Origin of the sequence: Amycolatopsis sp. YIM 10 (assembly GCF_009429145.1) — a bacterium.
Taxonomy (GTDB): domain Bacteria; phylum Actinomycetota; class Actinomycetes; order Mycobacteriales; family Pseudonocardiaceae; genus Amycolatopsis.
In genome coordinates, this window is sequence record NZ_CP045480.1 from 2349413 (window position 1) to 2376291 (window position 26879).

General features: G+C 70.0%; 8 protein-coding genes and 2 pseudogenes. 9 read left to right on the forward strand and 1 reads right to left on the reverse strand.

What is annotated here, in order from left to right; translation table 11 throughout:
- Window positions 1–13 precede the first annotated feature (13 nt).
- The 7 genes and pseudogenes from YIM_RS11530 (at window position 14) to YIM_RS11555 (ending at window position 22949) form a co-directional block, all read left to right on the forward strand.
- Window positions 14–9301 (forward strand): type I polyketide synthase, encoded by a 9288-nt coding sequence (locus tag YIM_RS11530; RefSeq protein WP_153030346.1) that lies wholly within the window; start codon window positions 14–16, stop codon window positions 9299–9301.
- 4 nt (window positions 9302–9305) lie between these two features.
- Window positions 9306–14051, forward strand: coding sequence for a type I polyketide synthase (locus tag YIM_RS11535; RefSeq protein ID WP_153030347.1), 4746 nt, complete (start codon window positions 9306–9308; stop codon window positions 14049–14051).
- Window positions 14038–18996 (forward strand): annotated as a pseudogene (locus YIM_RS11540) (type I polyketide synthase); the annotation flags it as partial. The gene YIM_RS11535 and the pseudogene YIM_RS11540, both read left to right, overlap by 14 nt.
- Window positions 18997–19242: 246 nt before the next feature.
- Window positions 19243–19884 (forward strand): annotated as a pseudogene (locus YIM_RS49995) (thioesterase domain-containing protein); the annotation flags it as partial.
- 11 nt (window positions 19885–19895) lie between these two features.
- Window positions 19896–20831: a proline iminopeptidase-family hydrolase gene (locus YIM_RS11545; RefSeq protein WP_153030349.1), complete on the forward strand. Its 936-nt coding sequence runs from the start codon at window positions 19896–19898 to the stop codon at window positions 20829–20831.
- Entirely contained in the window at window positions 20828–21937 is a 1110-nt protein-coding gene (locus tag YIM_RS11550) for a DegT/DnrJ/EryC1/StrS aminotransferase family protein (protein WP_153030350.1), read from the forward strand. The genes YIM_RS11545 and YIM_RS11550 overlap by 4 nt, the downstream gene beginning before the upstream one ends.
- 79 nt (window positions 21938–22016) lie before the next feature.
- Window positions 22017–22949, forward strand: a complete 933-nt coding sequence (locus YIM_RS11555) for an ACP S-malonyltransferase (protein ID WP_228004677.1) — start codon at window positions 22017–22019, stop codon at window positions 22947–22949.
- 42 nt (window positions 22950–22991) lie between these two features.
- Here the strand turns inward: YIM_RS11555 and YIM_RS11560 are convergent, their stop codons facing one another.
- Window positions 22992–23237 (reverse strand): phosphopantetheine-binding protein, encoded by a 246-nt coding sequence (locus YIM_RS11560; protein WP_153030351.1) that lies wholly within the window; start codon window positions 23235–23237, stop codon window positions 22992–22994.
- A gap of 142 nt (window positions 23238–23379) precedes the next feature.
- Here YIM_RS11560 and YIM_RS11565 point away from each other — a divergent pair, with 142 nt between their 5' ends.
- Together YIM_RS11565 and YIM_RS11570 are read left to right on the forward strand one after the other, a co-directional pair.
- Window positions 23380–24933, forward strand: coding sequence for an AMP-binding protein (locus tag YIM_RS11565; RefSeq protein WP_153030352.1), 1554 nt, complete (start codon window positions 23380–23382; stop codon window positions 24931–24933).
- 86 nt (window positions 24934–25019) lie between these two features.
- Entirely contained in the window at window positions 25020–26852 is a 1833-nt protein-coding gene (locus YIM_RS11570; RefSeq protein ID WP_194240120.1) for an AfsR/SARP family transcriptional regulator, read from the forward strand.
- Window positions 26853–26879: the final 27 nt, after the last annotated feature.

Here is a 26879-nt window from a genome sequence, read left to right on the forward strand (position 1 = left end):
GAGGGGCGTTCTGGTGAGCAGCGAACGGACACGGGCGGACGCGGACGAGCTGGTGCCGTGGGTGCTGTCCGGCAGGAGCGCGCGGGCACTGCGCGCGCAGGCGGATCGACTTCACTCCCGTGTGGACGGTCAGGACGAGCGGCCGGTGGACGTCGGGTTGTCGCTGACCGCCCGCTCGGCACTGGAGCACCGCGCGGTGGTGCTCGGCACCGGACGGGCCGGGCTGCTGTCCGGGCTGCGTGCGCTGGCCGACGGCGAACCGTCACCCGACGTGGTGCACGGCGAGGCTTCGGCCGACCCACGGGTGGCCTTTGCGTTCGGGGAACCGGAGGCGGACTGGCTGGTCGGCGGAGCCGCGCTGCTCGACTCGTCGCCGGTGTTCGCCGAGTCGATGGCCGACTGCGCCAAGGCGCTGGCACCGTTGCTGTCCTGGGATCCCCGCGAGGTGTTGCGCGGTACGGAGAACTCGGTCGCGCCCGACGTGCTGGGCCCGGTGGGCTGGTCGGTGCTGGTGTCGCTCGCCGCGGTGTGGCGGTCCTTCGGTGTCACCCCGCACGCGGTCTCGGGCACCGGCCCGGGCGCGGTGGCCGCGGCCTGCGCGATCGGCGCACTGTCCATAGCGGACGGTGCGCGGATCGTCGCCGTGCACGGCCGGATCCTGGCCCAGGGCCTGACCGGGGAGGTGCGGGACCGGCTGTTGTCCGTGCTGGCCGGGATCCGTCCGCGGGCCGCGTCCGTGGCCTTCTACTCGGCGTCGACCGGCGCCCCGGTCGACGGGGCCGCACTCGATGCCGACTTCTGGAACGCCGGACTCGACGAGCCAGGACGGATCGAGCTGGCCATCAAGGCGTTGCGCGGTGACGGTTTCGAGGTTCTCCCCGACCTGAGGCCGGGCGACGTCGCCGCCGCGCTGGCCGTGGCCTGGGTTCGCGGTGTGCCGGTGCGGTGGCCGGACCTGTTCTCCGACGCCAAGCCGGTGGACCTGCCCACGTACGCCTTCCAGCGTCGGCGGTACTGGCAGCAGCCGGACACCGCGCACACCGACGTGGTGGGAGCCGGGCTCGACCGGGTGGACCATCCGCTGCTCGACGCCCGGCTGGAACCGGCCGGTACCGACGAATTCCTGTTCACCAGCAGGCTTTCCCTGCTTTCACACCCGTGGCTGGGCGAGCACCGCGCCCTGGGCAGCGTGCTGTTGCCGGGCACCGCGTTCGTGGAACTGGCCCTGCGCGCGGGTGACCTGGCCGGTTGTGCCGTGCTGGACGAGCTGGTGCTCGAAGAACCCCTGCTGCTGCCGGAGCGGAACGGGGTGCAGCTGCAGGTCGCGGTCGGTGCGCCGGAGGAGACCGGGACCAGGACCGTCCACATCCACTCCCGTGAGGAAGACACCGACTCTCCGTGGACCAGGCATGCCACCGGTTCGCTGAGCATCGGCGCGCCGGTGGACGCCTTCGAGCCGACCGCCTGGCCGCCGGAGGACGCCGTTCCCGTGCGGCTGGAAGACGCTTATCGGGACCTGCGTGAGCGCGGGTACGACTACGGGCCCGCGTTCCAGGGGCTGCGCGCGGCGTGGCGGCGTGGTGAAGAACTCTTCGCCGAGGTGGCGTTGCCCGAGCACGCGCAGGCCGACGCCGGCCGGTTCGGCTTGCACCCGGCGCTGTTGGACGCCGCGCTGCACGCCGACCTCGTCGAGGACAGCGGCGCCCCCGTGCTGCCGTTCGCCTGGACCGGCGTGCGGCTGCACACGAGTGGCGCCACCGCGCTGCGGGTGCGGCTCGCACCGGCGGGTGCGGACGGCACCTCGCTGGAGGCTGCCGACGAGGCGGGGGGTCCCGTGCTGACCGTGGATTCGCTGGTCACCAGGCCGGTGGCGGCGGGACAGCTCGGCGATCGCGGTCTGGTGCCGTACCGGCTCACCTGGGTTCCCGTCGCGGCCGGTGACGCGCCCGCCCTCGACGACCTCGCGATCCTGGGCACGGCGGATTTCGGTTTCGGCGACAGTGTCCCGCGATACCGTGACCTGGCCGCGTTCGACGACGGTGCGGTGCCCGCATTGGTGCTGTGGCGGTGCGACGCGCGCGCCGGTGACGTGCTCACCGGACTGCGCTCGGCGGCGCACGAGGCGCTGGGCGTGGCCCAGGAATGGTTGCGGGACGAGCGTTTCGCCGGTTCGCGGCTGGTGGTGGTCACGGAGAACGCGATCGGGCCGGACGCCGGTGGCCCGGCCGTCGCCTCTGTCTGGGGCTTGCTGCGTGCCGCCGAGGCCGAGAACCCCGGCCGGTTCCGGCTGCTGGACGTCGACGGGACCAGCGGATCCGACGGGCTGCTGACCGCACTGGGCGCCGAGGAACCCGAACTGATCCTGCGGGATGGCGAGCCGCGAGCGCCGAGGCTGGCCCCGGCCACCGGGCTCGAGCGAACGACCGACTTCGCGGCCGAGGGCACGGTGTTGATCACCGGCGGCACCGGCGGACTGGGCAGGCTGCTGGCGCGGCACCTGGTCACCACGCACGGCGTGCGGCACCTGCTGCTCACCAGCCGGAGCGGACCGCACGCGCCGGGCGCCACTGAACTGCGGGACGAGCTGACCACGCTCGGCGCGACGGTGACCGTGGCCGCGTGCGACGCGGCGGACCGCGACGCGCTGGCCGGGCTGCTGGCCGGAATCCCGGCTGAGCACCCGCTGACCGGTGTGCTGCACGTGGCCGGCGCGGTGGACGACGGTGTACTCGGCGCGCTGACCCCCGAGCGGGTCGACCACGTGCTCGGCTCGAAGGCGGACGCCGCGTGGCACTTGCACGAGCTGACCGCGGACCACGAGCTGGCGGTCTTCGCGCTGTTCTCCTCGGCAGCGGGCACGCTCGGCGCGGCTGGGCAGGCCAACTACGCCACCGCAAACGTTTTCCTCGACGCGCTGGCCGCTCACCGGCGCGATCTCGGGCTTCCCGCGCAGTCGATGGCGTGGGGCCTGTGGGGGATCGGCGCGGGAATGGCCGGTGAGCTGGCCGAAACGGATCTGCGTCGGCTGGACCGGCAAGGGTTCCCGGCGCTGTCCGCGGCTGAAGGCCTGGCGTTGTTCGATGCCGCGCTCGGCACGGATGACCCGATGTTGCTGCTGCTCCGCCTGGACCTGCCGGCGTTGCGCGCCCAGGCGGCCTCCGGCTTGGTGCAGCCGACCTTGCGCGAGCTGGTTCGGGTGCCGTCGAAGCGGGCCGCGCGCCCGGGCGGCGACGGTTCGGCGCTGGCGGACCGGCTGGCCACCATGACCGGGACCGAACGCCTGCGGGTGCTGCTGGACCTCGTCCGCACGCACGCCGCCGCCGTGCTCGGACATCCGTCGATGGCGGCCGTCGAGCCGGATCGGGCGTTCCAGGAACTCGGGTTCGATTCGCTGGCCGCGGTCGAACTCCGCAACCTGCTGCTCGGCGCGACCGGGCAGCGGCTGTCCGCCACGCTGGTCTTCGACTACCCGAACGCCCGCGCGGTGGCCGAGCACCTGGCGGCCGCGTTCACCGATCCGGTGGTGTCCGCCGCGCCGGTGGTGACCACGCCGGTCGATGACGAGCCGATCGCGATCGTGTCGATGGCGTGCCGGTATCCGGGTGGGGTGCGGTCGCCGGAGGACCTGTGGGAACTGGTCGTTCAGGGCCGGGACGCGATCGACGAGTTTCCCGGGAACCGCGGCTGGGACGTCGAAGGCGGTTATGATCCCGAACCCGGTGTGCCGGGCAAGACCTACACCAAGTCCGGCGGTTTCCTCTACGACGCGGACGAGTTCGATGCCGAGTTCTTCGGTATCAGCCCGAACGAAGCCTTGGGAATGGACCCGCAGCAGCGGTTGCTGTTGGAGGCGTCGTGGGAGTTGTTCGAGCGGGCGGGTATTGATCCCGGTTCGCTGAAGGGCAGTGCGACCGGGGTGTTCACCGGCGTGATGTACCACGACTATCCCGCGGCGAGCGCCACCGGCTCCATCATCTCCGGTCGACTGTCCTATGTGTACGGCTTGGAAGGCCCTGCTCTTTCGCTGGACACCGCGTGTTCGTCGTCGTTGGTGGGTTTGCATTTGGCGGTGCGGGCGTTGCGGTCGGGGGAGTGTTCGCTGGCGTTGGCTGGTGGGGTGACGGTGATGGCGACTCCGGAGACTTTTGTGGAGTTCAGTCGTCAGCGTGGTTTGTCGGGGGATGGTCGTTGTCGTTCGTTCGGTGTGGGTGCGGATGGTACCGGCTGGGGTGAGGGTGTTGGTTTGTTGTTGGTGGAGCGGTTGTCTGATGCGCGGCGGCTGGGGCATCCGGTGTTGGCGGTGGTGGCTGGTTCGGCGGTGAATCAGGATGGTGCGTCGAATGGTTTGACGGCGCCGAATGGTCCGTCGCAGGTGCGGGTGATCCGGCAGGCGCTGGGTTCAGCCGGGCTTTCACCGTCCGATGTGGACGCCGTGGAAGGTCACGGTACTGGTACTTCGCTGGGCGACCCGATCGAGGCGCAAGCGCTCCTGACCGCCTACGGCCAGGGCCGTGAAGAGCCACTTTGGCTGGGTTCGATCAAGTCGAACATGGGTCACACACAGGCGGCCGCCGGCGTCGCCGGGATCATCAAGATGGTGCAGGCGATGCGCCACGGCGTGCTGCCGAAAACCTTGCATGCCGATGAGCCGACTCCTCAGGTGGACTGGTCCTCAGGCTCCGTGGAGCTTCTGACGGACGCACGTCCGTGGCCGACGACCGGGCGGGCGCGTCGGGCTGGTATTTCTTCGTTCGGTATCAGTGGTACGAACGCGCATGTCATCGTGGAAGAGGCTCCGGCGGATGGCCTGGCTTTCCTTTTCTCGGGTCAGGGCGCGCAGCGCCTGGGCATGGGCCGCGATCTCTACGAGACCTATCCGGCTTTCGCTGCGGCTTTCGATGCGGTGTGCGCCGAACTCGACCCCTCGCTGCGTGAGGTCATCTGGGGCGACGATCCCGACTTGTTGAATCAAACGGAGTGGGCGCAGCCTGCCCTCTTCGCTGTCGAGGTGGCGCTGTTCCGCCTGGTCGAGTCCTGGGGCATCCGTCCCGACTTCGTGGCAGGCCATTCAATCGGCGAGATCGCGGCGGCTCATGTGGCCGGTGTGCTGTCTCTTTCCGACGCGGCCGCCTTGGTCACCGCCCGAGGTCGATTGATGCAGCAGCTGCCTGCGGGTGGCGCGATGGTTGCTGTGCAAGCTTCCGAACAAGAGGTACTGCCCCTGCTGTCCGATCAAGTCTCGATCGCCGCCATCAACGGCCCGGAAGCCGTAGTCCTTTCCGGCGAAGAAGCCGCAGTCCTCAAGGCGGCGGATGCGTTGGGCTGCAAGAAGACCCGGCTGAAGGTCTCTCATGCGTTCCATTCGCCGTTGATGGAGCCGATGCTGGCCGAGTTCGCTGCTGTGGTGGAGCAGTTGTCACTTCGTGAAGCAGTGCTCCCGTTTGTGAGCAGTGCTCTCGAAGCTGACGTGACCAGCCCGGATTACTGGGTGCGACACGTGCGTGAGCCGGTGCGGTTCGCTGATGCGGTACGGGAGTTGGAGAGCCGGGGCGTGGCTCGATATGTGGAGTTGGGTCCGGCGGCGGTGTTGTCGTTGCTGGGGCCGCGGTGTGTGTCGGAGGGGACGTTCGAGGCGACGGCCGAGTTCATCGAGCGGGTTGGTCCCTCGGTGCGGGCTCAGGTGGTGCCCTGGGTGCTCTTGGCCAAGAACGAGGAGGGACTGCGCGCGAAACTCCGCTCCTTGGCGGATGCCCCGCTCGACGCCTCCGCAACCGACATCGGCTTCTCCCTGGCGACTTCACGCGCGGCCTTGCCGCACCGAGTCGCAGTAACCGGTACAAGCCGTACCGAACTGCGGAAGGCCCTGGCCGACCTCGCCGACAGCAACACCCCGGTCGGAGTGACGGCCAACTCTGCCGGCCTGACCGCCTTTGTCTTTTCGGGTCAGGGTGCTCAGCGTCTGGGCATGGGTCGCGAGTTGTATGAGACCTATCCGGCTTTCGCTGCGGCTTTCGATGCGGTGTGTGCCGAACTCGACCCCTCGCTCCGCGATGTGATCTGGGGCGAGGACCCGGATCTGGTGAACCAGACGGAGTGGGTTCAGCCGGGCCTGTTCGCTGTCGAGGTGGCGCTGTTTCGCCTGGTCGAGTCGTGGGGCGTCCGTCCTGATTTTGTTGCGGGTCATTCGATCGGCGAGATCGCAGCGGCTCATGTGGCCGGTGTGCTGTCGCTGTCGGATGCGGCCGCGTTGGTCACCGCGCGGGGACGCCTGATGCAGGCGTTGCCGACCGGCGGCGCCATGGTGGCCGTGCAAGCCTCCGAACAGCAGGTGCTGCCCCTGCTGTCCGATCAGGTGGCGATCGCCGCGATCAACGGCCCGGAGGCTGTGGTCCTTTCCGGCGAGGAAGCCGCGGTCCTCAAGGTCGCGGATGCGTTGGGCTGCAAGAAGACCCGGCTCAAGGTCTCTCATGCGTTCCATTCGCCGTTGATGGAGCCGATGCTGGCCGAGTTCGCTGCTGTGGTGGAGCAGTTGTCACTTCGTGAAGCAGTGCTCCCGTTTGTGAGCAGTGCTCTCGAACCCGACGTGACCAGCCCGAATTACTGGGTGCGGCATGTTCGCGAGCCGGTTCGGTTCGCTGATGCGGTGCGCCTGCTGGAAGAACGGGGCGTGACCACGTTCGTGGAGGTGGGGCCGGATGCGGTGCTCAGCAGCCTCGGCGGCTTCACCCCGCTCCAGCGCAGGAACAAGTCCGAGGAACTCGAACTCGTCACCGCCGTCGCGAACATCCACACCCGCGGCGTCCCCGTCGACTGGCACGCCTTCTACAACGGCCGCGGCGCCCGCCGAGTCGACCTGCCCACCTATCCCTTCCAGCGCAAGCCGTTCTGGCTCACCCCACCCGACACCGCCACCGACCTCATCGGAATCGGCCAGGCCCCCGCCCGGCATCCGCTGCTGAGCGCCATGGTGCTGTTGCCCGATTCCGAAGGCCTCGTACTCACCGGACGCCTTTCCACCACGGCCCAACCCTGGCTGGCCGAGCACGAACTCCACGGCCTGCCCGTCTTCCCGGCCACCGGACTGGTCGAGCTGGCCCTGCACGCCGGCGCGCAGCTCGACTGCGGCGCGCTCGCGGAGCTGACCGTGGAGGAACCGCTCGTCCTGGCCGAACACGACGTCGCGATCCGGGTGACGGTCGGTGCCGCCGACGAATCCGGCGCGCGGTCGGTGCGCATCGACGCCCAGCACGACGGCGAAGACTGGACCCGGCACGCCACCGGACTGCTCACCCCGGCTCCCGTGCCAGAAGCGGCAACCTTCGAATGGCCGCCCTCCGGCGCGACGGCGATCGACGACCTCCCGGCCCGGCTGCGCGCCGCCTGGCGTCGCGGTGACGAGCTGTTCGCCGAGGTCGACCTCGACGGCAGCGCCGAAGCGGGACAGTTTGGCCTCCACCCGGCCCTGCTCGACGCCGCATTCCAGCTCGATGACGGCCGGCCATACCGATGGCGGGAAGTCACCCTGCACACCACCGGCGCGACCGGACTCCGGGTGCGGATCGCGGACGGGACGGTGACCGCCACCGACCTCGACGGCAAGCGGGTGTTCTCGGCGGCCTCGGTCGAGTTCCGCACCATCTCCGCCGGGCAGCTGGGCGGTGGCGGCTCGCTCTACCGGCTCGACTGGCAGCCGGTGCCGAACTCACAGCCCGCCAGCACGGTCGAGCTGTCCGAGATCGGTGACGAAATTCCCGCGCTGGTGCGGTATTCCTGCCCGCGTCCGGACGAAGAGAACCTCCTGGACGGGATCCGCGAGGCGACGGCAGCGGTGTCCGACGTGCTGGAGTCCTGGCTGGCCGACGACCGGTTCGAGCACGCGAAGCTGTTGGTGCACACCAGGAACGCGGTGGCCGTGCGGGACGAGGCCGTCGACCTTACGCACGCGCCGATCTGGAGTCTCGTCCGCGCGGCGCAGGCCGAACACCCCGGCCGCATCGTGCTGGTGGACGGTGACGAATTCACCGGCCTGCCGGCCGACGAGCCCGCGATAGCCGTGCGCGGAGGCAGGACGTACGTTCCTCGCCTGGTTCGATCCTCCACAGTGGACAAGGAATCTCCGTGGGGCGGCACGGTTCTGATCACCGATGGCACCACCGGAGCGGGTGCCGCGGCGGCGCGGTGGCTGGTGACCGAACACGACGTCCGGCACCTGCTGCTGCTCGGCCCGGACGCTCCGGAGCTGCACGCCGAACTCGCCGAGCTGGGCGCGGACGTGGTGTTCGACGACCGCGACCCGGCGGATCCGGCCGCGCTCGCCGCGTTGCCGTCCGGCCAACCGGTGACTGCCGTGCTGCACACGAACTCCGATCTGACCGCGGCATGGAACCTGCACCAGTTGATCGGGGAATCGGCCGCCCTCCTGCTGATCTCGTCGTCGACCGGCTTGCTGCACGGTGCCGGTCAGCGGGACCTCGCGATGGCCGCCGGGTTCTTCGACGCACTGGCCCGACACCGCCATGCCGCGGGACTGCCCGGCGCCTCGATCGCGTTCGGCCCGTGGGAAGGCAACAACGACGAGACCTACCTGCGCCGGATGGCCGTGCTCGGCCTGACACCGCTGTCACCCGCCGAGGGGCTGACCATGCTCGGCCGCGCCTGCCACGCCGCCGAACCGGTGGTCGTCCCGCTTCGGCTGGACCACGCCGCGCTGCGTGCCACGCCGGACCTGGTGCCCGCCGTGCTGCGCGCGGTCGTGCGGATTCCGGCGAAGCGGCCGGGCGCGGCCGCCCCGGCCGGACTGCGGGCGCGGCTGGACGGCTTGGGCGAGGACGAGCGGAACCGGGTGTTGCTCGAAGCCGTGCGTGCCGACGTGGCCGCGGTGCTCGGGCACCCGTCCGCGGAGCTGGTGCCGTCCGACAGCCCGTTCCAGGAACTCGGCTTCGACTCGCTGGCCGCGGTGGAGCTGCGCGGGCGCCTGAACGCGGCGACCGGCGTCGAACTGCCGGCCACGCTCGCCTTCGACCATCCGACCGCCCGCGCGGTGGCCGAGTACCTGCGCACGGCACTCGAACCGCCACAGGCCGATCCGCTGGCGGAGATCCTCGCCGAGGCGGACCGGCTGGAAGCGGCGCTGGCCGCGGCCGAACCGGGCGCGGACGGTGCCGGGCGGATCACCGCGCGGCTGGAGGCGATGGTGCGGGCCTGGCGGGACGGCGCACAAGACGCCCCCGGCGCCGGTGACTTCGACTCCGCGACCGACGACGAACTCTTCAAAGCCCTGGACGACCTCGAGATTGGCTGACGGGATGAGCAACGACGAGAAGCTCCGGGACTACCTGAAACGCGCCACCGCCGAACTGCACGAGACCCGGCGGCGGTTGCGGGAGACCGAGTCCCGGCAGCACGAGCCGATCGCGATCGTGGCGATGAGCTGCCGGTATCCCGGTGGTGTCACCACACCGGAACAGCTGTGGGAGCTGGTGGCCGACGGCCGGGACGCGATCTCGTCCTTCCCCAAGAACCGCGGCTGGGACGCCGAAGGGCTCTATCACCCGGAACCGGCGACGCCCGGCAAGACCTATTCGGTCGAAGGCGGGTTCCTGCACGACGCCGGCGCGTTCGACGCGGACTTCTTCAAGATCAGTCCGAAGGAGGCACGGGAGACCGACCCCCAGCAGCGCCTGCTGCTCGAAGCCGCGTGGGAGGCGATCGAGCGGGCCGGTATCGATCCCACCTCGTTGCGGGGCACCAGGACCGGTGTTTTCGCCGGGGTGGCCTACCACGACTACGCCGGACGCAGCGGGCTCGGCGAACGGGGGATCGGCACGCTCGGCAGCGTGGTGTCCGGCCGGGTCGCCTACAGCCTCGGGCTGCAAGGGCCCGCCGTCACGGTGGACACCGCCTGCTCGTCCTCGCTGGTCGCCCTGCACTGGGCGGTGCGGGCGCTGCGCGCGGGTGAATGCACGCTGGCGCTGGCCGGTGGGGTGACGGTGATGTCCACTCCGGACGCTTTTGTCGGCTTCAGTCAGGACCGGGGCCTGGCCCCGGACGGCCGCTGCAAGTCGTTCGCCGCGGCCGCGAACGGCACCGGCTGGGGTGAAGGCGTCGGACTGCTGCTGGTGGAACGGCTCGCCGACGCGGTGCGCCACGGCCATCCGGTGCTCGCCGTGGTCCGCGGCACGGCGGTCAACTCGGACGGCGAGAGCAACGGGCTGTCCGCGCCCAACGGGCCCGCGCAGCAGGCCGTGATCGAGGCGGCGCTGCGGGACGCGGAACTGACGGCGGACCAGGTGGACGTGGTGGAGGCGCACGGGACCGGGACGCGGCTCGGCGACCCCATCGAGGCGCAGGCACTGCTGGCGACCTACGGCCAGGGGCGGGCCGAGGACCGGCCGCTGTGGCTCGGTTCGATCAAGTCCAACATCGGCCACGCGCAGGCGGCCGCCGGGGTGTCCGGCATCATCAAGATGGTCGGCGCCCTGCGGCACCAGGTGCTGCCGAAGACGCTGCACGTGGACGAGCCGAGCGGGAACGTCGACTGGACGGCGGGCACGGCCCGGCTGCTGACCGAGCCGCGGCCCTGGCCGGAGAACGGTGGCGCGCGCAGGGCGGGGATCTCTTCGTTCGGGCTCAGCGGCACCAACGCGCACGTGATCATCGAAGCGGCTCCGCCGGTGGAGAAACCGCCGACGCCGGAGCCGGCGGCCAAGGCCTCGGTGGTGCCGGTGGTGCTCTCCGGCAAGACAGCCGAGGCGGTACGGGCGCAGGCGCAACAGCTGCTGTCCGAAGTGGACGGCGAGATGGGCTTGCCGGATCTGGGTTTCTCGCTCGCGACCACGAGGACGGCGTTCGAGCACCGGGCCGTCGTCGTGGCGGATGACCGAGACCGGCTGGTGCGCGGGTTGACCGCGCTCGCGGCCGATGAGACCACGACGGGCCTCGTGCGGGGCACGGCGAACGCCGATGGGCAGACGGCCTTCCTGTTTTCGGGTCAGGGTGCGCAGCGGCTGGGCATGGGCCGTGAGTTGTATGAGACCTATCCGGCTTTCGCTGCGGCTTTCGATGCGGTGTGTGCCGAACTCGACCCCAAATTGCGTGAGGTCATCTGGGGCGACGACTCGGATCTGGTGAACCAGACGGAGTGGGTTCAGCCGGGCCTGTTCGCTGTCGAGGTGGCGCTGTTCCGCCTGGTCGAGTCCTGGGGCATCCGTCCCGACTTTGTTGCAGGCCATTCGATTGGTGAGGTGGCCGCGGCTCATGTTGCTGGTGTGCTGTCGTTGCCGGATGCGGCGAAGTTGATCACCGCCCGGGGCCGGTTGATGCAGGCGTTGCCGACCGGCGGCGCGATGGTGGCGGTGCAGGCTTCGGAACAAGAGGTGCTGCCTCTGCTGTCCGATCAGGTGGCGATCGCGGCGATCAACGGTCCGGAGGCTGTGGTTCTTTCGGGCGAGGAAGCTGCTGTTCTCGCGGTGGCGAACCAGCTGAGCGGCAAGTCCACGCGGCTGAAGGTCTCTCATGCGTTCCATTCGCCGTTGATGGAGCCGATGCTGGCCGAGTTCGCTGTTGTGGTGGAGCAGTTGTCACTTCGTGAAGCAGTGCTCCCGTTTGTGAGCAGTGCTCTCGAACCCGACGTGACCAGCCCGGACTACTGGGTGCGGCATGTTCGCGAGCCGGTTCGGTTCGCTGATGCGGTGCGCCTGCTGGAAGAGCGCGGTGTGACCACGTTCGTGGAGGTGGGGCCGGATGCGGTGCTCAGCAGCCTCGGCGGCTTCACCCCGCTCCAGCGCAGGAACAAGTCCGAGGAACTCGAACTCGTCACCGCCGTCGCGAACATCCACACCCGCGGTGTCGTCGTCGACTGGCACGCCTACTACGACGGTCGCGGCGCTCGCCGGATCGACCTGCCCACCTACCCGTTCCAACGGCGCTGGTACTGGTGGGAACTCGGCGCCACGAGCGTGAGCGCGCCGGATTCCGAGTTCTGGGCGGCGGTGGACCGCGAGGAGTTCACCGGCTTGGCCGACGAACTCAAGGTCGACGCCGCCGCGCTCGGTGAGGTCCTGCCCGCGATGTCGGCGTGGCGGACCCGGTTCACCGACGAGTCCACAGTGGATTCCTGGCGCTACCGGGTGAGCTGGCGGCCGGTCGGGGCCGATGGCGGAGGGGCGCTCGCGGGGACGTGGCTGGTCGCCACCCCAGCCGCCCCAACGGCCCCGGACGACCGGATCCAGGCGATCATCGACGGCCTCGAAGCACGCGGTGCGACCGTGCGCTCCATCGAGGTGGCCGACGCGGACCGGGCGGAACTGGCGAACCGGCTGCGCTCGGAGCAACCGTCCGTGGTGCTGTCCCTGCTCGCCCTCGACGATCGGGCCCACCCCGGCCACGCCCCGTTGACCCGTGGTGGCGCGGACACCGTCACCCTCGTGCAGGCACTTGGTGACGCCGGGCTGACCGCTCCGCTGTGGTGCTGCACGTCATCCGCGGTCGCGGTGGACCCGGCCGAGGAGGTCACCGGTGCGGCGCAGGCGATGGTCTGGGGCCTCGGCATCGGGCTGGCGCTGGAGCAGCCGGACACGTGGGGCGGGCTCGTCGACCTCCCCACCACCCTCGACGAACCAGCGCTGGACCACCTCGTCACCGCGGTGTCCGGCGTCGGCGAAGACCAGTTGGCGGTGCGGGCGGGCGGACTCTTCGCCCGCCGCATGGTGCGCGCGCCGCTGGGTGCGACGCCCGCCGCGCGCACCTGGCGGCCGAGTGGATCCGTGCTGGTCACCGGGGGTACCGGCGGGCTCGGCGCGCGGGTGGCGCGCTGGCTCGCCGAAAACGGTGCCGAGCACCTGCTGCTGGTCAGCAGGCGCGGGGTGGCCGCGGACGGTGCCGCCGAGTTGGCTGCTGAGCTGGCCGCGCTCGGTGCCAAGGTGTCCATCGAGGCGTGCGACGTCGCCGACCGCGCGGAGTTGCGCAAGGTGCTGGACACGGTCCCGGAGGACCAGCCGCTGACCGCGGTGGTCCACACGGCGGGGATTTCGCAGCGCGCGGCCCCGCTGGGCGACCTCACCCTCGCCGAGGTCGCGGCCATCGGTGAGGCGAAGGTGACCGGCGCGGCGAATCTGGACGACCTGCTCGGTGACCGGCAACTGGACGCGTTTGTGCTGTTCTCCTCAGGTGCCGCGATCTGGGGCGGGGCGGGGCAGGCGGCCTACGCCGGAGCGAACGCCTACCTGGACGCGCTCGCCCACCGCCGCCGCGCCGCCGGCCGGACCGCGACCTCGATCGCCTGGGGTTCCTGGGAAGGCGGCATGGTCGACGCGGAGGTCAGCGCCCAGTCCCGCCGGATCGGGGCGCCGCCGATGGCACCCCGGCTGGCGATCACCGCGCTGGGCCGGGCACTCGACCACGACGAAAGCCATCTTGTCGTCGCGGATCTCGACTGGCCGCGGTTCGTGCCGACCTACACGCTGGCCAGGCCGCGTCCGCTGCTGGACGAGCTGGCGGAGGTGCGGGAGGTTCTCGACGGCAGCCAGGCAGCCAACTCGGTGACGACGACCGGGCTGATCGAGGAACTGGCCGGGAAAACCGAGGCGGAACAGCACCGGACCCTGCTCGACCTGGTGCGCACGCAGGTGGCGGAGCTGCTCGGCTACGACGACGCGAACGCGGTCGAACCGGGAAAGCCCTTCCAGGACCTGGGTTTCGACTCGGTGGCCGCGGTCGACCTGCGCACCAGGCTGGGCAACGCGACCGGGAAGACGCTGCCCGCCACCGTTGTCTTCGACTACGCGAATCCCAAGGCGCTCGCCGAGTACCTGCGCGCGGAGCTGTGCCAGGACGGCGGCCGGGATCCGCTCGCCGAACTGGACCGGCTGGAGGCCCTGCTGACCGGGCTGCCGCCGGAGGACATCGAGCAGCACCGGCTGACCGGACGGCTCCAGGCGCTGATCGGGCGGCTGGACGAGCGGGCCGGGGTGGCGAAGGCCGAAGACCAGCTGGACACCGCGTCCGCCGACGACATCTTCGCGCTGATCGACAACGAACTTGGTCTCGGCTGAACCGCCCTCCGACCGGACAGGATCTGACGAAATGACTGACCAGGACCGGAAGCTCGTCGAGGCGCTGCGGGCCTCGCTCAAGGAGACCGAGCGGCTGCGCAAGCAGAACCGCGAACTGGTGGCCGCGGCGCGGGAGCCGATCGCGATCGTGTCGATGGCGTGCCGGTATCCGGGTGGGGTGCGGTCGCCGGAGGACCTGTGGGAACTGGTCGTTCAGGGCCGGGACGCGATCGGTGAGTTCCCGGCGGATCGTGGCTGGGATGTCGAGCGCCTTTTCGATCCGGATTCGGTGCGGCCGAACACCAGCTATGTCCGGCACGGCGGATTTCTCCACGACGCCGCCGATTTCGACCCGGACGTTTTCGGGATCAGCCCGCGCGAGGCGCTGGTCATGGATCCGCAGCAGCGGTTGTTGCTGGAGGCGTCGTGGGAGTTGTTCGAGCGGGCGGGTATTGATCCCGGGTCGTTGAAGGGCAGTGCGACCGGGGTGTTCACCGGCGTGATGTACCACGACTACGCCGCCAACGCGAACACCGGCGCCATCGCCTCCGGTCGACTGTCCTATGTATACGGACTTGAAGGTCCGTCGGTGACCTTGGATACGGCGTGTTCTTCGTCGTTGGTGGGTTTGCATTTGGCGGTGCGGGCGTTGCGGTCGGGGGAGTGTTCGCTGGCGTTGGCTGGTGGGGTGACGGTGATGGCGACTCCGGAGACTTTTGTGGAGTTCAGTCGTCAGCGTGGTTTGTCGGGGGATGGTCGTTGTCGTTCGTTCGGTGTGGGTGCGGATGGTACCGGCTGGGGTGAGGGTGTTGGTTTGTTGTTGGTGGAGCGGTTGTCTGATGCGCGGCGGCTGGGGCATCCGGTGTTGGCGGTGGTGGCTGGTTCGGCGGTGAATCAGGATGGTGCGTCGAATGGTTTGACGGCGCCGAATGGTCCGTCGCAGGTGCGGGTGATCCGGCAGGCGCTGGGTTCGGCTGGTTTGTCTTCGTCCGATGTGGACGTTGTGGAGGCGCACGGCACCGGTACTTCGCTGGGTGATCCGATTGAGGCGCAGGCGTTGCTGACCGCGTATGGCCAGGAGCGGGATGAGCCGTTGTGGCTGGGGTCGATCAAGTCGAACATGGGGCATACGCAGGCGGCTGCTGGTGTTGCGGGGATCATCAAGATGGTGCAGGCGATGCGCCACGGAGTGCTGCCGAAAACCCTGCACGCGGACGAACCCACGAAGCAGGTGGACTGGACCTCGGGCTCGGTGCGATTGCTGACCGAGACACGGGCCTGGCCGGATCGGGTGCGCCGGGCGGGGGTGTCCTCGTTCGGGATCAGCGGTACCAACGCCCACGTCATCCTGGAACAGGCTCCGGCCGACGAAACTCCGGCGGAGGAAGGTGGCGAACTTCCCGCGCTGCCGTTGCCGCTGTCCGGTAGGACTCCGGAAGCCTTGCGCAGCCAGGCGCTCCGGTTGCGGGAACACCTCGTCGAGCAAGGCGGACTGCGCCTGGCGGACGTGTGCTTCTCGGCGGCGGCGCGGGCGCGGCTGACCCATCGCGCGGTGGTCGTCGGCGAGACACGAGACGATCTGCTGCGCGGCCTCGCGGCACTGGCCGACGGTGAGCCCACCGCCGGAGTGGTCCAAGGCGTCACCCGGACGAGCGGCAAGGTCGCTTTCCTGTTCTCTGGTCAGGGTGCGCAGCGTTTGGGCATGGGCCGTGAGTTGTACGAGGTTTTCCCGGTTTTCGCCGCTGCTTTTGATGCGGTGTGTGCCGAACTCGATCCCTCGCTGCGCGACGTGATCTGGGGTGACGATCCCGAGTTGGTGAACCAGACGGAATGGGTTCAGCCCGGTCTCTTCGCTGTTGAGGTGGCGCTGTTCCGCCTGGTCGAGTCGTGGGGTGTGAAGCCAGATTTTGTGGCGGGCCATTCGATTGGTGAGGTGGCCGCGGCTCATGTTGCTGGTGTGCTGTCGTTGGCGGATGCGGCGAAGTTGATCACCGCCCGGGGTCGGTTGATGCAGCGGCTGCCTGCGGGTGGCGCGATGGTGGCGGTGCAGGCTTCGGAACAGCAGGTGCTGCCTCTGCTCACCGACCAAGTCTCGATCGCTGCGATCAACGGCCCGGAGGCCGTGGTTCTTTCCGGCGAGGAAGCCGCCGTGCTTGAGGTAGCGAGCCAGTTGGGCGGTAAGTCCACGCGGCTCAAGGTTTCTCATGCGTTCCATTCGCCGTTGATGGAGCCGATGCTGGCAGAGTTCGCGGCAGTTGTAGAGCAGTTGTCACTATCTGAAGCAGCGCTTCCGTTTGTGAGCAGTGCTCTCGTTTCGGAGCAGGGGTACTGGGTGCGGCACGTGCGCGAGCCGGTCCGGTTCGCTGACGCGGTGCGTGAGTTGGAGAGCCGGGGCGTGACGACCTTCGTCGAGGTGGGACCGGCCGCGGTGCTCAGCGCGACCAACCCCGAATTCGTGCCGCTCCAACGCCGCAACAAGCCCGAGACCTCGACGCTGTTCGCCGGTGTCGGGCAGCTCCACGTCCACGGCATCCACCTCGACTGGCCCGAACTGCTCGAACCGGCCAAGCCCCGGCGCACCGACCTGCCGACCTACGCCTTCCAGCACCGCCGCTACTGGCTGAACACCCAGGACTACTGGCGCGAGGCCTGGGCGGGCTCGGCCGCCGGGCTCGGTGACGTGGTCTCCGCCGGGCTGGACGAAACCGGTCACCCGATGCTCGGCGCGGCGGTTCCCGCGCCGGATTCCGAACGCGTCGTTTTCACCGGACGGCTTTCCCCCGCCCTCCAGCCGTGGCTCGCCGATCACCGGGTGCGAGACACCGTTCTGTTCCCCGGCACGGGATTCGTCGAGCTGGTGGCCGCGGCCGGCGAGCGGCTCGGCTGCTACCTCCTGGCCGAGTTGACCATCCAGGCGCCGCTGTCCTTGCCGGACGACGGTTCGGTCGCGGTGCAGGTGGTGGTCGAGGCTCCCGGTGAGTCCGGCGATCGCCCCGCCCAGGTCTACACGCGCGCCGATGACGGTTCCTGGACCTGCCACGCGACCGGCATCCTCAACTCCGGCGCGCCCGCCTTCGAACCGTTCACCTGGCCGCCGCCGGGTGCGGAACCCCTGCCGTTGGACGGTCTCTACGACGGCCTCGCCGAAGCAGGACTGCGTTACGGGCCGGTGTTCCAGGGCCTGCGCAGCGCTTGGCGGCACGGTGACGACCTCTACGCGGAGGTGGCCCTGCCCGAGGGCACGACCGCGGACCGGTTCGGGCTGCACCCGGCGTTGCTCGACGCGGGCCTGCACGCGCTCGGCCTGCGGGACGAGGACACCGCGCGCCTGCCCTTCGCCTGGTCGGGCGTGTCGATCCGGGCGACGGGTGCCACCTCGGTCCGCATGCGCTTGCGGCCGACCGGGGACAACGCCGTGGCCCTGCACCTCACCGACGAGGACGGCACACCGGTGGCCTCGGTGGAATCCCTGGTGCTGAGGGAACTTCCAGCCGACCAGGCGCCAAGGGTGGACGACGCACTGTTCCAAGTGGACTGGGTGCCGGTCACGGCCGGTGCTGGCGCCGGGACCGGGGCATCGGTGCTGGACACCATTCCCGGCACCGACCCCGCCGCCGTCCGAGCCGCGGTGAACCGCGCACTGGAGGTCCTGCGCCTCTCCCTCGACGACGAGCACTTCACCGACTCGAAGCTGGTGATCCGGACCAAGGGCGCGGTGGCGCTGCCGGGCGAGGGGGTGACCGATCTCGCCGGTGCCGCGGTGTGGGGGCTGGTGCGGTCGGCGCAGGCGGAGCACCCCGGCCGGTTCGTGCTGGCCGATGTGGACGATTCGGTGCCGGTCTCGGAGATCGTGGCCACCGGCGAACCGCAGGTCGTGGTGCGTGACGGTGAGCTGTACGCGGCCCGGCTGACCAGGGCGACGGCGTCCGGCGGCGGTACCCGGTGGACGGGACAGACGCTGGTCAGCGGGGCGACCGGCGCGCTCGGCCGGAAGGTGGCCCGGCACCTGGTGACCGAGTACGGCGTGCGGCAGCTGCTGCTGACCAGCAGGCGGGGCGAGGCGGACGACCTGGTCGCCGAGCTGACCGAGCTGGGTGCCGAGGTCGAGCTGGTGGCCTGTGACATGGCGAAGCAGGGGGCGGTGGACGCACTGGTCTCCGGGCGGAACCTGGCCGCGGTCGTGCACGTGGCCGGGGTGCTCGACGACGGGACGATCTCGTCGCTGACCCCTGAGCGCGTGGCCGCGGTGCTGCGGCCCAAAGTGGACGCCGCCTGGAACCTGCACCGGGCGACGGCGGGTCACGACCTGTCCGCGTTTGTCCTGTTCTCCTCGGCCGCCGGTGTGGTCGGCAACGCCGGGCAGGGCAGCTACGCCGCGGCCAATGCCTACCTCGACGCACTGGCCACGCACCGGCGGGCGAACGGCTTCCCGGCGCAGGCACTGGCCTGGGGCCTGTGGGCGGACGACGGCATGGCGGACGGGCTCGACGAGACCGACCGGCGGCGGATGGACCGCTCGGGTGTGCAAGCCCTGTCCGCGGCACAGGGGCTCGCGTTGTTCGACGCCGCGAGCCGGGTCGACGCACCCGTGGTGGTGCCGATGCGCCTGAAGGTCCGCTCGCTCGACAGCAGCGCGCCGCCCCTGTTCCGGGCGCTGGCCCCGAAGTCTCCGCGAACGTCGTCGGCCGCGGGCAAAAAGTCCGTCCGGCAGCGGCTGGACGGACTGGACGAAGACGGACGGCAACAGGTGCTGCTGGCCCTGGTCCGCGAGCAGGCCGCGTTGGTGCTGGGGCACGACGGTCCCGACGCGGTCGAGCCGGAGCGTGACTTCCTGGAGGCGGGCTTCGATTCACTGAGTGCCACGGAGTTGCGCAACGCGCTGAACACGGTGACCGGGCTGTCGCTGCCACCGATGGTCGTCTTCGACAACAAGAACCCGGCCGGACTCGCCGAAGTGCTGCTCGCGGAGCTCGGCGGCACCAGCACGAGTCCCGTGGCGAGTGACACGGTCAGCGAGTTGTTCCGCGGTGCCGTGCTGGCCGGGCGCTCCCAGGACGGGTTCGGCCTGCTGCGCGCGGTCGCCGAACTGCGGCCGAAGTTCACCTCGCTACCGGAACGGCCGCTGGAGCCGGTGCGGCTGGCGGACGGTCCCGGCCGCCCGAAGCTGATCTGCCTGAGCACGCCGATGGCCACCGGCGGGGTGCACCAGCACGCCCGGCTCGCCGGGCGGTTCCGCGGTGTGCGGCCGGTGACCTCCCTGCCGATCCCCGGCTTCGCCACCGGCGAGAGCCTGCCGGGTTCGCTGACCGCGCTCGTCGACGCGCTGGCCGACGGGGTGCGGCGAGCCGCCGGTGAGGACCCGTTCGTGCTGTTCGGTTACTCCTCCGGTGGTTTGCTGGCGCACGCCACGGCGGCTCGGCTGGCCGATAGCTCGGCGTTGTCCGGCCTCGCGCTGGTGGACAGCTACCGCGTCACCGCCGGGGGCACCAGCGAACGCGTTTTCGCGCAGCTGTCCACGGCACTGGTCGAGCAGGACACCGCGTTCGGCCTCTTCGACGGCGCGAGCCTGTCCGCGATGAACCACTACTTCGACCTGCTGCCCCAGATCGCGCTGGAGCCGGCCGGGGTGCCGACGCTCTTTGTCGGCGCGGACCGTTCGTTCATCGACGGGGACGGGGACGGGGACGGGACGCAGGACTGGCGCGCCCTGCCGTGGGATCCCGCGTTCACCCACGAACTGGTACCCGCCACGCATTTCACGATCGTCGAAGACGACGTCGAACCGACCGCGCGAACGGTGGAGCACTGGCTCCGTTCGCTGGAACTGGATTGAGGGTGAGGACGATGCCGACGGCACCGACCGCCAAGGGCACGGTTTCCTTCGGAGAGCACAAAACCTGGTACCGGGTCACCGGCGACCTCGAAGCGGCCCGTACCGCGCTGGTCGTCGTGCACGGCGGTCCCGGCAGCACGCACGACTACCTGCTGAACCTGGCCGGGCTGGCCGATTCCGGCGTGGCGGTGGTGCACTACGACCAGCTCGGCAACGGGGGCTCCACCCACCTGCCGGACCGGGGCGCCGACTTCTGGACTCCCGAGCTGTTCCTCGATGAACTGGACAACCTGTTGCGGCAGCTGGGCATCGAGCAGAACTACGTGCTGTTCGGGCATTCCTGGGGCGGGCTGCTGGTCGCCGCGCACGCCGCGAAGCAGCCGGCCGGGTTGCGCGGGCTGGTGATCGCGAACGCGCCCGCGTCCTATCCGTTGTGGCTGCGGGAAATGGAGGTGCTGCGCGCGCAGCTGCCGCCAGGGGTGGACGACACCCTGCGGCGCCACGAAGCCGCCGGCACGACGAACGACGACGAGTACCACGAGGCCATGCGGCCGTTCTACGAGAAGCACGTCTGCCGCCTCAACCCGTGGCCGCGGGACTACCAGGCTTCGTTCTACGAGATCTACAATGACCCCACGGTCTACTTCACGATGAACGGGCCGAGCGAGTTCCACGTGAACGGCACGCTGAAGGACTGGGGAGTCGAAGCCGGGCTCAGCGACATCGACGTGCCCGCACTGGTCATCTCGGGACGGCACGACGAAGCGACCCCGGAGACCGTCCGGCCCTACGCGGAGCGGATCCCGGACGCCCGGTGGGAACTGTTCGAGGACTCGTCGCACCTGCCGCACCTGGAGGAACCGGAGAGGTTCCGCGAGGTCATGACCGACTACCTGAACCGAGCACTGTCAGTACTGTCAACGTCGAGCATCGGAGCCACCCCATGACCGCGCTGGTGTGGGAATACCTGCAGGAATACGAGAACGAGCGCGAAGAGGTGCTCGACGCCGTGGAGACCGTCTTCCGGTCCGGGCGGCTGATCCTCGGCAAGAGCGTCAAGGGATTCGAGGAGGAATACGCCGCGTACCACGGAGTTCCGCACTGCGTCGGGCTCGACAACGGGACCAACGCGGTCAAGCTCGGCCTGCAGGCGCTCGAGGTCGGTCCCGGCGACGAGGTGATCACGGTGGCCAACACCGCGGTGCCCACCGTGACGGCGATCGAGGGCGCCGGCGCCACCCCGGTTTTTGTCGACATCCGCCCGGACACCTACCTGATGGACACCGACCAGGTGGCCGCGGCGATCACCAGCCGTACCAAGGCGATTCTCCCGGTCCACCTGTACGGGCAGTGCGTGGACATGACCCCGCTGACCGAACTGGCGCGGCGGCACGGGCTGGTGATCCTGGAGGACTGCGCGCAGGCGCACGGCGCCCGGCAGCACGGCCGGATGGCGGGCACCTTCGGCGGGGTCGGGGCCTTTTCCTTCTACCCCACGAAGATCCTCGGCACCTACGGGGACGCCGGCGGCGCTATCACCAGTGACGACACGGTCGCCGACAACCTGCGGCACCTGCGTTACTACGGGATGAAGGACCGCTACTACGTGGTCCGCAACCCCGGGCACAACAGCAGGCTCGACGAACTGCACGCCGAGATCCTGCGGCGCAAGCTGAAGCGGCTGGACGGTTACCTGGAGGCCCGGCGCGCGCTCGCGCTGCGGTACGACGAAGCCCTGCGGGACACCGAACTCGTGTTGCCTGCCGTCGCGCCCGGCAACCTCCACTCGTACTACCTCTACGTGGTCCGCCACCCGAAGCGGGACGAGATCATCGAGGCGCTCAAGGGGTACGACATCGCGCTCAACATCAGCTACCCGTGGCCGATCCACACGATGACCGGATTCGCCCACCTCGGCTACCGCGAAGGGGCGCTGCCGGTCACCGAGCGGCTGGCGGGGGAGATCTTCTCACTGCCGATGTACCCGGCGCTGAGCCACGACGTGCAGGACAAGGTGATCAGCGCGCTGCGTGAAGTGCTGGCCACCCGCTGACCCCAGAGCCGGGCCGGTCGCGACGATAGGGGAGGCTAGGGGTGGCCGAGGAGGTCGTGGCGGTCCGAGGGTGGACACCATGAGCACCGAAATGCGGAACGCCTTCGTATTCCCCGGAATGGGGCCGACCTCCTTTTCGGACGTGGCGAAGTTCATGGTGGTGAACCCGTTCGCCCGCGAACTCGTCGCCGAGGCCGACGACGTGCTGGGGTACTCACTCGTCGACCGGTACCGCGAAGAAGAGGGTGACTACAGCGAAGCGGCGCAGGTCGCCTTCATGGTGAACTGCGTCGCGCTGGCGCGGTGGGCGGAGCACACGTTCGACGTCCGGCCGGACGTGTGCGCCGGCCCGAGCTTCGGCGGAAAGGCGGCGGCGGTCCATTCGGGCGCGCTGCCCTTCGCCGACGCGGTGTGGCTGACCGCCGAGTTCGCGCGGTGCCTGACCGAGTACTTCGCGGTCGAGCACACCGACGTGGTGACCCTGTCCTTCGCCAGGACCGCCCCGGAAGCGCTGGCCGGGATCACCGGTGAACTCACCGAACTCGGCGTGTGGCACGAGATTTCCTGCCGGGTCGACGAGGACTTCGCCATGCTGACCCTGAGCGAGACCAGGATCGACTGGCTGCGTGAGCGGTTGCGCGCGGCTGGCGGCCTGCCGCTGTACACGATGCGCCCGCCCATGCACTGCGAAGCCTTCGAGGGCCTGGCGGACAAGGTGGACATCGAGGTGCTGGGCAAGCTGGAGTTCGCCGATCCGGTGATCCCGGTGATCGACGACCACGACGGGACCGTGCACCAGAGCGCGGACGGCGTGCGGGCCATGCTGCTGGACGGTTGCGTGCGCCAGGTCGACTGGCCGGTCGCGGTGGCCGCGATGCGGCGGGCGGGAGTGGGAAAGGTGCTGGTGTGCGGCCAGGACGCGCTGTTCGGCCGGGTCCGCGCCACCACCGGGAACTTCGAGGTGGTGGCCGTCGATCCCCGGCTGGCGATGCGCCCGAAGCGACGGTCCTGACCGGCGCGCCCTCGCCGGGACGGCGAGGGCGCGCCGGGTGGTTCAGACGGTGGCGGTCAGCTTGCCCAGCACACCCCACAGCGCGTCGGGATTGGCGAAGTTCTCCATGGTCAGCGCGTCGTCGACGAACCGCACGTCGTACAGGTTCTCCAGCCGGGCCAGCAGTTCGACCGTGCCGAGCGAGTCGAGGCCGAGGTCGCGCAGGTTCGTGGCGCCGGTCAACTGCTCCTCCGCGGAAAGAAACGGGAGATATTCGCGCAGCAGGTCCTCAAACTTATCGTCCCACATAGCCCTTCCATTCTTTCAATTCGAGATTCGGCAACTGTGGAATAATGTATGGCCCGGCTGAACCAGGGTACAACTGTTGTACACCCCTATTTCAGGCATGGGCACCCCGCTCGGATCCGGATTCGTGATGCCTGGAGCAGAAATGAACGACAGCAATCGGCACGCCCTGCACACCCGATTTCTCCGCGGGCTCGAATTGTCCCCGGACCGTCCGGCGATCCGGCTCGGGGAAAAGACCGTCACCTACGCCGAGGCACACGAACTGGCCCTGTGCTGGGCGGGCTCGCTGCTGGCCGCCGACCGGCCGCCCCGGGTGCTCGGCGTGCTGGCGGGCAAGAGCGTGGAGGCCTATGTCGGCGTCCTGGCCGGACTGTACGCCGGTGCCACGGTAGTCCCGTTGCACCCGGATTTCCCCGTCTCGCGCACCCGGCACATGCTCGACCGGGCGGCGGTGACCGCGCTGCTCGCCGACGAGCGCGGTTGCGCGGTGCTGCCGGACATCTTCGACGGCGAGCCGGGACTCCCGGTGCTGGCCCCGTCCGCCACGCCCGGTCCGCGGTCGATCATCGCCGATCCGGCGCACGCGCTGGCCGTCCCGCGTGAAGTGGCCGCCACGGACAACGCGTACATGCTGTTCACCTCCGGCTCCACCGGCAGGCCGAAGGGCGTGCCGATCACCCACGGCAGCACCGCGCACTACTTCGGGCTGCTGGACGAGCGGTACGACTTCGGCCCCCGCGACGTCTTCTCCCAGACCTTCGACCTTAACTTCGACTGCGCGATGTTCGACCTGTTCTGCGCCTGGGGCGCGGGCGCCGCCATCTGCCAGGTCCCCGCGCAGGCGTACCGGGACCTGCCCGGCTTCCTGGTCGAACGCGCGGTGTCGGTGTGGTTCTCCACGCCGAGCGCCATCTCCCTCATCCGCCGGATGGGCGGACTCGTTCCCGGCGCGATGCCGGGTCTGCGCTGGAGCTTCTTCGCCGGTGAGGCGCTGCGCTGCTCGGACGCCGAGCAGTGGCAGGCCGCGGCGCCGCGGTCGGTGGTGGAGAACCTGTACGGCCCGACGGAGCTGACCGTCACCGTCTCCGGGCACCGCTGGGATCCGGAGCGGTCACCGGCCAGGGGCATCAACGGGTTCGCGCCGATCGGCCGGATCCACGCGGGACACGAGTACCTGCTGCTCACCGAGGACGACGGGACGTCCGAAGTCGAGGGCGAGCTGTGCATCACCGGCCCGCAGCTGACCGCGGGCTATCTCGATCCCGCGGACAACGCCGGCCGGTTCCTCGACCGCGACGGCCGCACCTGGTACCGCACCGGCGACCGGGTCCGGCAACTGGACGACGGCGAACTGGTCTATCTCGGCAGGCTGGATTCGCAGGTCCAGATCCAGGGCTGGCGGGTGGAACTGGCCGAGGTCGAGCACGCGCTGCGGGGCTGCCCCGGGGTGGACGAGGCGGTCGCGGTGACCAGGCAGGTGGACGGGAACACCGAGCTCGCCGTCTTCTACACCGGCGAGTTCACCGCCCCGGCCGAGTTCGCGCGTCGGCTGCGGCAGGTGCTGCCACAGGGCATGCTGCCGCGGCGCTACGAGCAGGTGGCCGAGCTGCCGCTGAACGCCAACCGCAAGATCGACCGGCCCGCGCTGGCCGCCCGCGCGAACGCGCCAATGGTGGCTCACCAGCACAGTGCCTAGGGGAGTTCACCGTCGTTTTAGGGGTCGACGCCGATGGCAACCCCGCGACGCCGATGGCTTTAATGCCGGTGGAGGAAGGACTGCCGATGCGACTGAACATTCTCGGGCCGTTCGAAGTCAGCCGGGACGGGACCACGGGCATTCCCTCGGCGCCCAAACTGCGGCGGGTGCTGGCGCTGCTCGCGGTGCAGGCGAACACCGTGGTGCGGAACCAGCAGCTGATGGACGAACTGTGGGACGGTGAACCCCCGCGCAGCGCCAGCACCAGCCTGCAGACCTACATCTACCGCCTGCGACGGCACTACCGCCTCAGCGAGTTCGCCGGCGACGAGTCGGAGGCGGCCCTGTGCACCTCGGGCAACGGCTACCGGCTGCTGCTCCCGCCCGGCGCGCTGGACGCGAACCGGTTCACCACCCTGGTCGAACGGGGCCGGAGCGAGCTGAAGGCGGACAAGCCGGAGGCCGCGCTCAAGTCGCTGCGAACGGCACTGCGGCTCTGGCGCGGTCCGTTGTTCAGCGACATCGAGATCGGCCCGGTCACGCACGCGGCCACGGTGTGGCTGGAGGAAATGCGCAAAAGCGTGCTGGAGCAGCGGTTCGACCTCGAAATCGAACTGGGCAGGCACGGTGAGGTGATCGAGGAACTGACCGGACTGGTGGCCGAGGAGCCGACGCACGAGGGGTTCCAGGCCAAGCTGATGCTGGCCCTGCACCGCTCCGGACGGCGTCCCGAAGCCCTCCGCGTCTACCAGCACGTCCGGCAGTCGCTCGGCGACGAACTGGGGCTCGAACCGTCGGCCGAACTGCAGCGCCTGCACCACGCCGTGCTGAACGCCGCCGAAGAACCCGAACCCGTGCCGCGGCGGACCGTCGCCCGGCTGCCGGTCCGTGAACGCGTGCCGGACCAGCTTTCCCTCGACGTGCCGGGACTGCGGGACCGTGAACCGCAACTCGCCGTGGCACAACGGGCGCTGAGCAGGCAGGACGGCGATCAGGCACCCGCGGTGGTGGCCGTGGTCGGGAGCCCGGGCAACGGGAAGTCGGCCTTCGCCGTGCACCTGGCGCACCGGGTGCGCGAGGCGTATCCGGACGGGCGGTTCCACGTCCAGTTGCACGGTGCCGACGGCACGGTGGCCTCACCGCACGACGTGCTCGCGCGGCTCCTCGGTGACCTCGGCGTGCCGTCACAGCGCATTCCCGAGTCCACAGTGGAGCGAAGTGCGCTGTTCCGCGAGTGGACCGCCGATCTCCAGGTGCTGCTGGTGCTCGACGACGTGGTCGCGATGGACCAGGTGCGGGCCCTGCTGCCCAGCTCGCCGGGCAGCGCGGTGGTGATGGCCTGCCGTCGCAGGCTGGCCGATCCGTTCGTGACAGCGACCGTCACGCTGCCCCCGCTGACCGAAGCCGGAGCGCTCGGGGTGCTCGAGGACAGCCTCGGCGCGCGTACCGGCGACCGGCTCGCCGTGCACGAACTGGCCGCATACTGCCACGGTGTGCCCCTGTTGCTGCGCACGGCCGCGAGCCTGATGGAACTCCGGCCGCACTGGCCGGTGGAGTGGTTGCTGCGCGACAGCGGCAGGCGGCTGCTGCACGGGCGATCGGTCGGCCAGGCCAGCCTGCACAACAGTGTGTGGCGCAGCCACGAGTTGCTTTCCGGCGCGGCCCGGCGTGTGTTCGGGGTGCTGGCGACGGCCGAGGGCCCTGCCTCCATTCCGGACGTGGCCGGGAGGCTCGGCACCAGCGAGGAAATCGCCGAGACCCTGCTGGAGGAACTGGTGGAGTTCCAGCTGGCCGAGCCCGAATGCTTCGCCACCGACTTCGCGGATCTCCGGTACCGGCTCCACCCGCCGCTGTCCGAAGTGGCCAAATCGATCGCGGGGCCGGTCGAGCCGCCACGCCTGGTCGCCGCCGGTGGATAAGTACCACCGGAAGTGACGCCACCACGG

Bases quoted from the DNA above. Each gene is read 5' to 3' on its own strand.
- YIM_RS11535 (WP_153030347.1), top strand. From the start codon at position 9,306: ATGAGCAACGACGAGAAGCTCCGGGACTACCTGAAACGCGCCACCGCC.
- YIM_RS11545 (WP_153030349.1), top strand. From the start codon at position 19,896: ATGCCGACGGCACCGACCGCCAAGGGCACGGTTTCCTTCGGAGAGCAC.
- YIM_RS11550 (WP_153030350.1), top strand. From the start codon at position 20,828: ATGACCGCGCTGGTGTGGGAATACCTGCAGGAATACGAGAACGAGCGC.
- YIM_RS11555 (WP_228004677.1), top strand. From the start codon at position 22,017: ATGAGCACCGAAATGCGGAACGCCTTCGTATTCCCCGGAATGGGGCCG.
- YIM_RS11560 (WP_153030351.1), bottom strand. From the start codon at position 23,237: ATGTGGGACGATAAGTTTGAGGACCTGCTGCGCGAATATCTCCCGTTT.
- YIM_RS11565 (WP_153030352.1), top strand. From the start codon at position 23,380: ATGAACGACAGCAATCGGCACGCCCTGCACACCCGATTTCTCCGCGGG.
- YIM_RS11570 (WP_194240120.1), top strand. From the start codon at position 25,020: ATGCGACTGAACATTCTCGGGCCGTTCGAAGTCAGCCGGGACGGGACC.